The sequence below is a fragment of the bacterium genome (assembly GCA_019695335.1).
Lineage (GTDB): Bacteria > CLD3 > CLD3 > SB21 > SB21 > JABWBZ01.
Genome location: JAIBAF010000089.1, coordinates 1 through 11,709, shown reverse-complemented (window position 1 = coordinate 11,709; position 11,709 = coordinate 1). Strand labels below are relative to the sequence as shown.

The following is an 11,709-nucleotide window of genomic DNA, read 5'->3' as shown; positions in this document are numbered from 1 at the left end:
GCAACTCCGTTATTATTGATGTTGGAAGTAAAATCCTTGTATAACGCTTCAATGGCTGTCGCAGGGAATGTTTCGTTTTTCATTATTTCCAGCCGGTCCGTCATTACTTTTTTTCTTTTGTTAAAATCTTTTTCACTTCCGGTATAAAATGTAATGTCGTGTACGGGCAGGAAAGCCGGATTTTTATATAAGTTCTCAACTGAATCGGTAGTCAATTTATTGGCTTCTGCAAATTCATTGACACGTAATTTCGAAATCGTTTCAACGTTTACAAAAAATTCTTCTTCCAACGATTTGACGGCCTGGCTTTTCGCAACGGCAATGGCGTTAGCATTCATAAATTCCTGATCGAGATGAAGCGCCCGTAAATTCGTTTCGGCTTCCGCCCACTGGCTGTCTTTCAGCGCGGCGCTGATCAGATTTTTCTGACGATCGAGCGATAATTGATCCACGTCAGTATAATGACCTAAAAAGAAATCCAGGTCTTTGTTCTTTTTTAAAAGTCGGATCACTCCGCGATAGTCAGACGTTTCTTTGAACGTATTGATTTGCGGTGCCAGAATTTCAGCACGTTTGTAGGACGCTTCAAGCGCGATGATGGATTGAGTGGACGAAGCCGTTTCTTTAGTTAGCAGAACAACGCAAGGGTAATTTTTGTAATCGCCAAAAACAGCCGCGTCAACGGATGGAATACGTTTTTTCAACGCGGCAACTTCCGTCAGTATGCCGGGGTAAAAATTATTGCCCGGCCATGTTTTCATGGTCGCGACTTTATTTTTAACGGCATTCAATTCACCGGCATACGGTTCGAAAGGCGTTGCAAATGAATTGAATTGACGAATAAAAGCGGATTGAGCTTTAAAATCGGACGCCACACTGTCATGGCAGACTTTGTGCAACGAATCGATCGTATTGATTTCCAAAGTAACAGGCAAAACGTCATTTTTATTTTTCAAAACCGTATCATAATATTGTGTGACTTCCCTAAGGCGGTTGCCGAAAACTTTTTTTGCTTCGGCTATCACATTGGCCGGCCAACGGTTTTCCGGTTTGAGATAAGTCAGGAGATCGGGAACGGCATTGACAAAAGCGTCCGTCTTACCACGGGTTTTGAATTCCGTATTGAAAATCTGAATTGTTGCGAGATAATCGGCTTGAAATTTTAATTCATCTTCAATATCGGATTTCAATTGTTTGTAATTTTGATAAGCGATGTCGTTGTAGGTGACGATGTCGGATGGAAACGTTTGCTTGATTTCTTCAAGCGCACTGTTCGCATCGTTTAGTTGATCGGTTCTGGATTGAATATCTTTGATAGCTTTTTCAAAATCGAATCCTTCGAATGAAAAAGACTGGCCGAGTGTTTGATAAGGTTGCCGGTCGGTACGATTTTGCTCCAAAGCTTTCTTAAGTTCGGCGTTTTTGATCTCCCACTTGTACCGCCATACCGGCACGTACCGATAATCCATCCGCAGCAAAAAATCGTTTTTCACGGAATCGATCACCCAATAAAAAACAGACGCGGTGGTATCCAGCGCAAAAACACTCAGGCTGTCGGGCAGATGCGTTTCATCTTCCATAGTTGTAATCACGCCCTTACCGTCGTCGAATGCTCGCGTGAGAAACGAATGGATGGTTGATTTATCTGAAAGTTGAAGCACGAGGTAAAAGTTAATGGCTTTCGTTCGAGGAAATTTAATAAAATACTTTTTATCTTTTTCTAGCTCGAACGATTTTTTGTCATTTTTTAATTCAATAAAACCCCCTTCGACAGGCGAAACGGGCGGTTTGGGTTCCAGTTCTTTATATGCCGCACAGCCTGCCAAAAGGATCAGGCTTGTTGCCGTGAAAAAAAATCGCAAAGTCATAGGAACTCCTTTGAAAGTAAAATTAGATTACAGCAAGGTATCAAAATTGAAAAAAGGGTGCAAGATAATCCGGCAGGGTAATAAAATTACAATGTATAACTCAACATCCAGAAATAATGAAACGTTTGCCAGCGAATTTCTTTGGCGCTGGATTGAAGTAATTGACGTACAAACGCTTCACTTGGAAAATTTTTGACAACCGTGTGAATCGATCCATCTTCGAGCTTCCTTTGCTGATACGAATTTCCGTCAGAATCGTGAAACGCGATAGGCGTGCTGCTGCCTTCGACGTAGCAGTTGTCCAGAAACACCATCCGGCTCCCGGACTTGAAAAGCCTGTGAAAACTTTCCAGAAATGCCGGCAATTCTTTTAATAAGAAATGTGACCAGATAAAACCGCCAAAACCCGAGTCGAACTGAGCCGCGAATTCATTCAGATTATTTAAATCCCGTTGAAAAAATTCCACGTTATGATGGGCATAATCTTTGGCGCGAGCGACGGCCAGCACTTCTTCGTTAATATCCGTAGCTAAAATACGTTTAGCGACCATTGACAACTGATACGTCCAATAACCAGTACCGCATGCAATTTCCAAAATCGATCGTCCAGCCAAACTTTGTTGAACTCCCGCGATCAATCGGTTCAAATCCTCTTGACGTTCCGGGCGATGATATAACTTTTCGTATTCGTGTGCGCGTTTGGCGTAATAATCGATCATAGGCTGATTCATATTCTATTGTACGAATTTTTGAAATAAATGTTCAGATGTTTTTTTGAATGAAAATCATTTTGATTTTTTTATATTAGTGACGTCCGAAGAGTACATCGATGATACGGATAAACTAATCACCACGGATTTTAGTAATAATTTTTTTAAATCATGAATCGCACTGATCGTCTTATTGCCATCGTGTTATTACTGCACAGCCGTAAAGTTGTTCGGGCGAAAGAAATTGCGCGCCATTTTGATATTGCGATTCGCACGGTATACCGCGACATGAAGGCGCTTAATGAAGCCGGCGTTCCGATCGCCGCGGAATCGGGTGAAGGCTACAGCCTTGTCGAAGGGTATCATTTGCCGCCGGTAATGTTTACCCGCGAAGAAGCCAGTGCGTTGTATCTTGGCGGTAAACTGGCCGAACATTTTACTGATCAGTCTTTGCGTGAGCCGATTGCCTCGGCGATGACAAAAATCCATGCCATTTTACCGCTTGAAAAGAAAGATTATCTCGAACGACTCGAATCGTCTACGGCGATTTTTGGTAAGCGTATTCGATTCAAAGACGGATTTGTCGACGATGCGTTGTCATCGATCCAGGATGCAATCGTACACCGAAAACTTTTGTCGATTGATTATTATTCCAATCATAGCGATTCAGTCACGCAACGAAAAGTCGAACCGCTTGGGCTTATCTATTATTCCGATTATTGGCACTTGATCGCCTATTGCCGAATGCGTAAGGATTACAGGGATTTTCGTACTGACCGAATTAAAGCAATGACATTGATGGATGAGTCCTTTAACGGTCATGACGATTTTTCAGTTAAAGCTTATTTTGAAGAACATAACCGGATGGATACTTTTACCGAAGTCACGGTGATATTCAAAAAATCAGTGGCCAATTATCTGCGCGACCGGAGTTATTACGGTTTGGTCGAACAAAAAAATACGGGTGACGGCGTGATCATGACCTTTATGATCCCGGAAATCAAATACATCATTGGATGGTTATTATCGTTCGGTGATAGCGTGCGGGTGCTCGCGCCGATAGAATTAAATCAGTTGCTTTTGAAAGAGGCGGAGCGACTGGTTGAACAGTATCGACAGGGATAAAAAAGAATACGTAAAAACCTATTGCAGCTTTTTACGTACGCCGAGCGGGAGTGTTTGTACGACGAGATGATAGGAATCATCGATCCACTCATAAATCAACTTGTCCGGCAACGTTCCGTCTATCAAAACCGTATTCCAATGTTTTTTGTTCATGTGATAACCCGGAATGACCTGCTCGTATCGCTCGCGTAATTCAATAGCTTTTTCAGGATCGCATTTTAAATTAATGCTGTCAAAAAGGTGAACATCGGTCAGTGCGAACATTTTTCCGGCGACTTTAAAAACCAGTGTTTCTTCGTCGAACGGAAATCCTTCGGTAACGCTTTTCTTGGAAAGGCAGTAACGCCGGAACGATTCAAGATTCATTTTTAAAATTTTCATTTTTATGAAAAAAAAATTAACCAAAAAAATCACAGAAACTGAATTCGATAATGGCTATTGGTATGCCAGTGAAATCAAGAGTTTTGCAAAAGAGATAGGCGTTCGCCATTTCTCAAAACTCCGAAAAGATGAACTTGAAAAAATCATAAAACATTTTATTCGTACGGGAAAGACCTCTTCATCTACCCGAAAGAATATTGTCCAGTCAGGAAAAAAAGATTATGAATTGGGACTGAAATTAAATTTAAAAATAATTAATTACACAAACAATCAGGAGACTAAACGTTTTCTTGAAAAAGAAGCCCTAAAAATTAATCTGAAATTGAAACGAAAGTCTGGTGCACGATATCGGCTTAATCGATGGCGGGAAGAACAAATCGACAAAGGCCGAAAAATCACCTACGGCGATTTAGTCAGACAATACGTCAAGTTGAATGATACTTCCAGACCTTTTAAGAAAATCCCTCACGGGCGGTATATTAACTTTCTTGCCGATTACTTAGCCAATGAAAAAAATAGAAATCGCGAAGATGCGATCAAAGCGTGGAAAAAATTAAAAAAACTGAACATACCCAAAGATTATCAATCATGGAAGAAAAGCAATAGATCTTAAAATAAAAAAAACTCCGGCATTTCTGATAAATATGCCGGAGTTATAATTAAAAAAAGGAATAAGCCTATTCCGTTTCGCACAGCTTTTTAATATTCGCCAGTCCTTTTTCGAAATCCGGTCCGAGCATTCCATCCATACCCAGTCCGAAATAACGTCCTATGGGATAATCCATCTCGCCTTCATACGTCCACGTTACTTTGGTTCCGCCTTCAGCATCGGCAAATGTCCACAAATCTTTGGCAACAGCTTGCATGGGTTTCAGAAATGTAAGTTTAGATTCAATCGATTTTCCCGGATCGACTTTTTCAATGACCAGCGAACCGACGCCGACTGTTTCGCCCTCCCATGTCCATGAATGGCCCGGCTCTTTCGGTATGCCGGACATGGTATTTTTGGCTGTTGGTTCCATCTGGCTCCATGTATTCCATTTCGTATAATAATTAAAATCGGCGACTTTGTCGTAAATTTCCTGTGCCGGCTTATTGACCACGATCGATCGCGATACTTTTACTGTCTTCGGTAAAAATAAAGCGACGATCAGAAATAAGGCAATCAGCACTCCCAATCCTATAAGAATTTTTTTAAGCATACGGCCTCCTCATGGTTGAATTTCAAAAACGTTAAGACCGCTTAATTTGAAGCCGAATATCCAATAATGCAATGGCCAAAATAGGGTACGATATTTAAGAATGCCTACTTCCAGATTCCAATAATTCCACCCATGATCATAAAAGTGATGGCGTGATAACCGGCATTGATCAAAAATAGCTTCATTGATTTGCGTTCGAATAAATATGTAACGCCGAGCGAACAGGCGACCCATCCGATTCCGGCCAATGCGCCGGCTGTGATACCCCATGCCAAATCCGGCGGACCTTGCAGAAAGGCCGCAAGATTGAATGACATGATCAATGCCAAAATAAACGAACCACCGAAAATCATTCCTTGGTTGCCGCCTTTCAGGCTTTCCTCGGTAAAGCCGTTTTCAATCATCCAGCTTTTGGCGAATAAAATTGGCGAATACCAAATACCACCGATAACAAACGATGACAATGCTGCCACCACGACGGCGAGATAATTAATTTGTGACATGTCCATATACGATCTCCTTATGATTTATGGTAACTTTGAACCTCGTGCACTAAACCATGGATGAATTTCATACGCCAATCGACCGGCCGCTATCGCCGGGTCATTGGCCAAAAGTTTTTCAACTTCTTCTTTCGATGAAACATCAAAAATGAAAATTCCTCGCCAGTCGCCATCATCTAAAAACGGTCCGGCAATAGCCAGTTTACCCATATCGGCCATTTTTTGAATATTGGCCATGTGTCCTTTTTGTAATTCTTTGACGGTCGTTGTATCCTGGTCACGATGAGTACCTTTTTTCAGCATGACAAAATAATACGTTTTCATTTCGTATTTTTTTTCCTGGGCCGATAATCCCCAGAAACCCGATAACAGCAAACTCAATGCAATTATAATGCGCATAATTAGCTCCTGAACAAAACAAAAGTTGTTATTTTCCGAATACAGCTTTAATTTAAACGACTATTTCATAGTTTGTCAAAAGTTAGTTTACTCAAACCAGAATTATGGCCGCTGAAGCAGGAAAATCTAATACTGAATTTTTCGTTCAAATTTCATCAGACTTGAAAGACGGCAAAATCAGGCTGATCGGTATTCCGTTATTTGGGATCATCATTCCCCATTTGACGGGATTGTTTGGACATTTGCCGTGGAGTCATGCGGCGCATTGGTGGGGATATATATATTTCATTCTTATTTCTTTTTTGATATGGCACGGTAATCGCTATTTTCTTTTGCAACAACGCCGCTACTACGATTGGTTCAACCATCCTGTTCGTAAACTGATCCTGCTTTTGTTTGCAAACGTGTTTTACACAGCCCCGTTAACTGTTGGAATGTTACTCGGATGGTATGCTTTATCGGGAGTGGACGTGCAGTGGAATGTAATCGAGCTTGTGACGCTGATGTGCGTTATTTGCGTGATTTTCATTACGCATGTGTATGAAACGGTGTACCTGATTCAGCAACGTGAAAGCGATCGCGTCACATTTGAAAAACTTCAACGCGCAAAAGCGGAAGCGGAACTTGAGGCATTAAAAACGCAAATTGATCCGCACTTCATGTTCAATTCACTGAATACTCTTTCGTATTTGATCGAACATGAGCCGAAGAAGGCGATGCTTTTTAACGAAAGCCTGGCCGATGTGTATCGGTATATTTTGTTGAACAAAGATAAAGAGATGGTTTTTCTTAGAGACGAGCTGGTGTTTCTGAATCATTATTACGCAATGATGAAGATCCGTTTCGGTGAAAGCATAATGATACACCTTCCCGATACAGACTCGCAGGACGATTTACTCATTCCTCCGATTTCATTACAAATTTTACTCGAGAACGCAGTAAAACATAATGAACTTTCCGAGCGTCGTCCATTAAGCGTTGATTTTGAATTAACCAGCGACACCATGATCGTGCGAAACCCAGTTCAGGAAAGATTGAACAAAAAACCATCGTCTCGAATCGGATTGAAATTGTTGAGTGAACGTTTTGAATTAATCATGAATCGTAAAATTGAAATTCTGAATGAACAGCAGTTTTTTACCGTGAAACTTCCGCTGTTGAGGACGTCGGCATGAACGTATTAATCATTGAAGATGAAAAGCCGGCAGCAGATCAATTAATGCGCCTTCTCAAACAAACCAGTGCGTCCGTGGAAGTTGTCAGGACGATCGGAAGTATCCGGGAATCAGTGGCCTGGCTGGCGCAGAACGAAATGCCCGATTTGATTTTGTTGGATATTGAGTTGTCGGACGGACGTTCATTGGAAATTTTCAAACAATGCCGGATTACATGTCCCGTAATTTTCACGACGGCGTATGACGAATACCTGATAGAAGCATTCGGTTACAATGGTATCGATTATTTGCTGAAGCCGATTCGTGTGGATAAGCTTAAAAGCGCTCTGCAGAAATATGAAAAATTGCGATCGCACTTTACTGGACGGATCGACGCGTTGTTGCAAACAGTTGCAGCTGAAAAACCGCGTTATAAAGAACGATTGTTAGTCAAAAAAGGCGTTGATTTCGTGTCAATCAAAACCGAAGAGACGGCGTATTTTTACAGCGAATTTAAAATTACTTTTTTGGTCGATCGTGCAGGACAAAAATATATGCTCGACAAACCGTTGGGCGTTTTGGAAGAAGAGCTCGATCCAAAAGCTTTTTTCCGACTCAATCGGAAATATCTGGCGCACATCCAGGCTATTACCCGATTCAAATCATTTGAAAAAGGAAAAATCCGCATCGACCTTTCGCCGGCCGTTAAAGAAGAAGTTCACATCAGCCAGGAAAAAGCAGCGGATTTTAAAATGTGGATGGAAAAATAGTTTTATTTTTTCAGTTCGTTGATCTGTTTTTGTGCTTGCCCGTTTTTTGGATTGATGGATAAAACTTTTTCGTATGCCTGAATGGCTCCGGCTTTATCGCCTTTTTGTTTCAGCCAGCCTCCGACAGTCATATACGTTCGTTCCGTTGGAAAAAATTCTGCATTTAAATTGGCAACCATCGCCGCATCATCGGCTGTATTTAGACGGTCGCATACTCTTAAGAGCATTCCTTCTCTAAAGTCATAAACGAAACTTCCATAGTATTGATCGCGCAAATTCCGGTATAGAGTTTTTAAACTATCGATGCCTTTGGATGTGTAGGTTTCAACCAGCACGTCTTCGATCTTACGCGGTTTAGGGCTTCCGTGGTGACAGGTAGTGCACGTTACCTCTATAGGAGTCGGATTATCTTTAACGGCATTTCGGATCAGCTGTGAATTGATGGTCTTGACCATTGCAATCATTTCACGTGCGATTAGCTTAGGACGTTTTGCATCGGATACGAAATCAAATTCAGTAAGAGGTTTTCCTTCTTCACCGACATGACAATAACTGCAACGAATACCAAGGCCGTTGACATGCTCCATCATAGCATCCCGCAGTTCTTCCGGTTTTGTTTCTTTGGGGAGCACTTTTAGATTTTGTCCTTTTTCAGGCCATTTCCATTGCGCCGAAACCGGAAGCGCTATTACCATGATCAATGCTAATAAAAGTCTCATTCGATCTCCTTTTTAAAAAATTCAGACTGTACTTTTAAAAATAAAAAAAGAAATGCGAATGAGAAATTGATTTGTGATGAATGGGCAGGAGGCCGGGATGAAAAGGTTGAATTCAGGGATGAATTTTTAGCGAAAGAATTATTTATTGTACATAGTTGCAATGCGATTATCGACCTGATTAAGAAAATCATGCATAAATTCAGGTACCTGTGATAAGTTCGTATCGATCAACCAGTAACGATGTATGGAGGCCGTTTTGATTTCAATATAATATCCGCCTTGATCGACGGCATCGGGTTGTCCGATGACGGTCTCTTCAAGCGAAAGGATCTGATCCGGAATGGCTTCAAGCAAGCTTTTAGACTGTTCGTATTGATTGTGAGTTAAAGGAACATAAGATCCTTCATACGGTTGATTCGAACTTGGATATTTTTGAAGTGTATCGACGAATAACGCTTGGTTTTCGATTTTGTAAACCTGAGTACAATTCCCAATACAAAACCCCGCATACTTTCCGAAAACTAAATAATTACGATTGATGTTGTTGTCTGAACTACAAGATAAAATTATTAAACAGATTATTATTGAAAATCTACGGGCCATGTTTCAATCTCCATGTTAGTAATGATTAGCGAGTAACCCCACATATGCACTGTTCCTACTGAGTGATCGATGTAACCTTTGAACCGCACGCGGAGTCCGTCTTGCATAAATTGTTCATTAAGATTGACGGGATCATATTTCACGCTATCGTCGCCGGCAATTCCGTAAAAACCTCCCTCAAGCTCGATGAATTTAATAGTGCCGGCTTTTTTGACGTTATTTTCATCGTTATTATCGCAGGCAAACAACGTTAGAAAAAGCAATGGTATTAAAAAAAATCGCATGATTAAATTCCTTTTTACGGATTAACTAATTCAAGCCGGCATAAATCGAACCAAACGCTCCGGGACGCGAGTTGAGAAAAAGTACCTTGCAGCTTAACGACGATTGTATCGTTTTGAGGAAGGTCAATCGTGTCCTGCATCGAATAATAAGTCCAGTTTGTATCGTTGACCGGGATCGCTTTGAGCAACTCAAGTGAGTTAGTAAAATTGTACCCTAATGTTCCATCCGAACCTTCTGTCTTACCCCAACACGATAAATGAATGATATGTTGGCCTGCGGTCATTGGTACCGATTGTGTCAAAGAAAAAGGCTCGCCCCAATTTTCAGTAATTCTGGCCGATAAACTGCCTCCGGTATCCGGAACGTCGGTATCGAAAGTAATTTGTGAAGACATATTAGCGAAAGTCGTCCATCCTTCCGAACCTGATTCGAACGATCCATTGATAAGGAGGTTGCCTTCTTCGCGGTTAATTCTTTCATGATCGTTATCGCAGGCTATCAGTATCACTAGCCCGATCAATCCAATGTGCAATAAATAGCGTTTCATAATTTTTTCTCCGTTGACTGATTACATACTGACAACAATCATGCCGTTATGGAAAAAATTAAAAACATTAAATTTAGATATAATCCTTAAGTGAATTGCTTATCAGAAACTTAATATGTTTTCAAATTATGGATACTATTTGGAAACTTGCCGCGAGGCGAGTGAGTGGGCGATTTTCGCTTGTTCGTTCCATTGGCCGTAGAGTTTGCCTTTGGCAACGAGTTTGTGCAGGTGGGACAGAGTGTCCTGGTCGACATGACCGGGAGGAGCATTTTTGAGGGGTGTGCCGGGCAACGGCATAAACGTATGACCGTGAATTCGTGCGCCCATGCCCGTGAGTTCATCCGCCAACGCCAGCGAAGCACGAACGTCTTCGCGCGTTTCTTCAGGCAATCCGAAAATAAAGTCAACGTTAGGCAAAAAACCTTCTTCGATACAATAACGCACGGCACGGCGAATGCTTTCCACATCGTGGCCACGATGAAGTTTATCCAGCATCGACGACGAACCGCTTTGAGCGCCCATCAAGATGTTGTCATTGTGGCAATATTTTTTGATAAGGCGTAATGCTTCAGGCGTGACGTGTTCAGGCCGAACTTCCGAAGGAAACGTACCGAAGAAAATTCGTCCTTGTCCGGCGATAGTTTTGTGGACTGAACTCAACAGGTGTTCGATTTTTTCTAAATTGACTGATGCCTCGTCTGAACCATACGACAAAGAAGTTGGCGTAATAAATCGTACGTCTTTTGCACCTTCACTCATCATAAAAGCGACGTACTCGCATACATTTTCAACCGAACGGTGCCGGAATCGCGCTTTGAACATAAACGGCGTCTGACAAAAACTGCATGCATAGACGCAACCGCGAGTAATTTCAATCGGATTAACGCGTGAAAATTTCGGCGCCATCGGCGGAAATTCGTCTAAATCGATCAGTTCGCCTGAACCGTTGGAATGGTATTTACCATCGTGTAAAAAAGCGATGCCTTTGATGGTATCGATGTTTTTGCCATCAATGAGATTTTGAACAATCGCGGTAATGGTTTTTTCAGACTCACCGATAGCAACGTAATCGAATCCTGCGCGCAACGTACTTTCAGGTTCAGCTGTTGCATGAACGCCTCCGGCCAGATGTACAACTTCAGGATCGGTTATCGCTTGTTTTACAAACTTCAAATCGGCGATGCATTTCGTATAATGCGGAGAATAAAATGACCAACCTGTAAGGACTTTATGTCCTTGCGAACGCGTATCGAGGATCGCCGCAATCAGATTGTCAACGCGATTGGCCAGAATTATTTCCAGGTCTTGGGAATTAATTTTTTCCTGGATCGCTCCGATCAGGACATTAAGCGCGTATGTGTTCGTTGCTTTGTAGTAAAAAATAACGCTGATCATGGTCTATGGTACGATTTCATTAGCATTTAGACAACTCAAAATTCG

At 41.7% G+C, this 11,709-nt stretch carries 15 protein-coding genes; 4 read left to right on the top strand and 11 right to left on the bottom strand.

Annotated features, from left to right (window positions below; all coding sequences use genetic code 11):
- Together K1X84_15665 and K1X84_15660 are read right to left on the bottom strand one after the other, a co-directional pair.
- Positions 1–1,868 (bottom strand): hypothetical protein (locus K1X84_15665; GenBank protein MBX7153065.1); only part of this gene is annotated, 1,868 nt, incomplete at its 3' end.
- Positions 1,869–1,954: 86 nt separating this feature from the next.
- Positions 1,955–2,587: a class I SAM-dependent methyltransferase gene (locus K1X84_15660; GenBank protein ID MBX7153064.1), complete on the bottom strand. Its 633-nt coding sequence runs from the start codon at positions 2,585–2,587 to the stop codon at positions 1,955–1,957.
- A gap of 162 nt (positions 2,588–2,749) precedes the next feature.
- Here K1X84_15660 and K1X84_15655 point away from each other — a divergent pair, with 162 nt between their 5' ends.
- The gene (locus K1X84_15655; protein ID MBX7153063.1) at positions 2,750–3,703 is read left to right on the top strand and encodes a YafY family transcriptional regulator; all 954 of its coding nucleotides are present in this window, start codon (positions 2,750–2,752) and stop codon (positions 3,701–3,703) included.
- Positions 3,704–3,721: 18 nt separating this feature from the next.
- On the opposite strand, the gene K1X84_15650 is transcribed toward K1X84_15655, so the two are convergent.
- Positions 3,722–4,069 carry an MmcQ/YjbR family DNA-binding protein gene (locus K1X84_15650; GenBank protein MBX7153062.1) on the bottom strand — a complete coding sequence of 116 codons (348 nt, stop codon included), beginning with the start codon at positions 4,067–4,069 and terminating at the stop codon, positions 3,722–3,724.
- Between the two features lie 19 nt (positions 4,070–4,088).
- Here K1X84_15650 and K1X84_15645 point away from each other — a divergent pair, with 19 nt between their 5' ends.
- Positions 4,089–4,697, top strand: coding sequence for an SAP domain-containing protein (locus K1X84_15645; GenBank protein MBX7153061.1), 609 nt, complete (start codon positions 4,089–4,091; stop codon positions 4,695–4,697).
- A 64-nt stretch (positions 4,698–4,761) separates the two neighbouring features.
- On the opposite strand, the gene K1X84_15640 is transcribed toward K1X84_15645, so the two are convergent.
- The 3 genes from K1X84_15640 to K1X84_15630 all read right to left on the bottom strand — a co-directional run bounded on the left by K1X84_15640 (position 4,762) and on the right by K1X84_15630 (position 6,188).
- Complete coding sequence (locus tag K1X84_15640) at positions 4,762–5,286, bottom strand: SRPBCC family protein (protein ID MBX7153060.1); 525 nt, start codon at positions 5,284–5,286, stop codon at positions 4,762–4,764.
- A 104-nt stretch (positions 5,287–5,390) separates the two neighbouring features.
- Entirely contained in the window at positions 5,391–5,795 is a 405-nt protein-coding gene (locus K1X84_15635) for a DUF1761 domain-containing protein (protein MBX7153059.1), read from the bottom strand.
- An 18-nt stretch (positions 5,796–5,813) separates the two neighbouring features.
- Entirely contained in the window at positions 5,814–6,188 is a 375-nt protein-coding gene (locus K1X84_15630) for a YciI family protein (protein MBX7153058.1), read from the bottom strand.
- Between the two features lie 104 nt (positions 6,189–6,292).
- On the opposite strand from K1X84_15630, the gene K1X84_15625 reads away from it, so the two are divergent.
- On the top strand, positions 6,293–7,363 hold the full coding sequence (locus K1X84_15625; protein MBX7153057.1) for a sensor histidine kinase: 1,071 nt from the start codon (positions 6,293–6,295) through the stop codon (positions 7,361–7,363).
- Positions 7,360–8,112, top strand: a complete 753-nt coding sequence (locus K1X84_15620; GenBank protein MBX7153056.1) for a LytTR family DNA-binding domain-containing protein — start codon at positions 7,360–7,362, stop codon at positions 8,110–8,112. Before K1X84_15625 ends, K1X84_15620 begins: the two co-directional genes overlap by 4 nt.
- A gap of 2 nt (positions 8,113–8,114) precedes the next feature.
- On the opposite strand, the gene K1X84_15615 is transcribed toward K1X84_15620, so the two are convergent.
- From K1X84_15615 to K1X84_15595, 5 genes are all read right to left on the bottom strand, one after another.
- The gene (locus K1X84_15615; protein ID MBX7153055.1) at positions 8,115–8,831 is read right to left on the bottom strand and encodes a c-type cytochrome; all 717 of its coding nucleotides are present in this window, start codon (positions 8,829–8,831) and stop codon (positions 8,115–8,117) included.
- Positions 8,832–8,969: 138 nt separating this feature from the next.
- The gene (locus K1X84_15610; protein ID MBX7153054.1) at positions 8,970–9,434 is read right to left on the bottom strand and encodes a hypothetical protein; all 465 of its coding nucleotides are present in this window, start codon (positions 9,432–9,434) and stop codon (positions 8,970–8,972) included.
- Positions 9,413–9,718 carry a hypothetical protein gene (locus K1X84_15605; GenBank protein ID MBX7153053.1) on the bottom strand — a complete coding sequence of 102 codons (306 nt, stop codon included), beginning with the start codon at positions 9,716–9,718 and terminating at the stop codon, positions 9,413–9,415. The genes K1X84_15610 and K1X84_15605 overlap by 22 nt, the downstream gene beginning before the upstream one ends.
- 14 nt (positions 9,719–9,732) lie before the next feature.
- On the bottom strand, positions 9,733–10,266 hold the full coding sequence (locus tag K1X84_15600) for a hypothetical protein (GenBank protein ID MBX7153052.1): 534 nt from the start codon (positions 10,264–10,266) through the stop codon (positions 9,733–9,735).
- Positions 10,267–10,401: 135 nt separating this feature from the next.
- Complete coding sequence (locus tag K1X84_15595; protein ID MBX7153051.1) at positions 10,402–11,664, bottom strand: TIGR04013 family B12-binding domain/radical SAM domain-containing protein; 1,263 nt, start codon at positions 11,662–11,664, stop codon at positions 10,402–10,404.
- Positions 11,665–11,709 lie beyond the last annotated feature (45 nt).

Excerpts from the sequence above, each read along its gene's own strand:
- K1X84_15660 (MBX7153064.1), bottom strand. The coding sequence starts at position 2,587 with ATGATCGATTATTACGCCAAACGCGCACACGAATACGAAAAGTTATAT.
- K1X84_15655 (MBX7153063.1), top strand. The coding sequence starts at position 2,750 with ATGAATCGCACTGATCGTCTTATTGCCATCGTGTTATTACTGCACAGC.
- K1X84_15650 (MBX7153062.1), bottom strand. The coding sequence starts at position 4,069 with ATGAATCTTGAATCGTTCCGGCGTTACTGCCTTTCCAAGAAAAGCGTT.
- K1X84_15645 (MBX7153061.1), top strand. The coding sequence starts at position 4,089 with ATGAAAAAAAAATTAACCAAAAAAATCACAGAAACTGAATTCGATAAT.
- K1X84_15640 (MBX7153060.1), bottom strand. The coding sequence starts at position 5,286 with ATGCTTAAAAAAATTCTTATAGGATTGGGAGTGCTGATTGCCTTATTT.
- K1X84_15635 (MBX7153059.1), bottom strand. The coding sequence starts at position 5,795 with ATGGACATGTCACAAATTAATTATCTCGCCGTCGTGGTGGCAGCATTG.
- K1X84_15630 (MBX7153058.1), bottom strand. The coding sequence starts at position 6,188 with ATGCGCATTATAATTGCATTGAGTTTGCTGTTATCGGGTTTCTGGGGA.
- K1X84_15625 (MBX7153057.1), top strand. The coding sequence starts at position 6,293 with ATGGCCGCTGAAGCAGGAAAATCTAATACTGAATTTTTCGTTCAAATT.
- K1X84_15620 (MBX7153056.1), top strand. The coding sequence starts at position 7,360 with ATGAACGTATTAATCATTGAAGATGAAAAGCCGGCAGCAGATCAATTA.
- K1X84_15615 (MBX7153055.1), bottom strand. The coding sequence starts at position 8,831 with ATGAGACTTTTATTAGCATTGATCATGGTAATAGCGCTTCCGGTTTCG.
- K1X84_15610 (MBX7153054.1), bottom strand. The coding sequence starts at position 9,434 with ATGGCCCGTAGATTTTCAATAATAATCTGTTTAATAATTTTATCTTGT.
- K1X84_15605 (MBX7153053.1), bottom strand. The coding sequence starts at position 9,718 with ATGCGATTTTTTTTAATACCATTGCTTTTTCTAACGTTGTTTGCCTGC.
- K1X84_15600 (MBX7153052.1), bottom strand. The coding sequence starts at position 10,266 with ATGAAACGCTATTTATTGCACATTGGATTGATCGGGCTAGTGATACTG.
- K1X84_15595 (MBX7153051.1), bottom strand. The coding sequence starts at position 11,664 with ATGATCAGCGTTATTTTTTACTACAAAGCAACGAACACATACGCGCTT.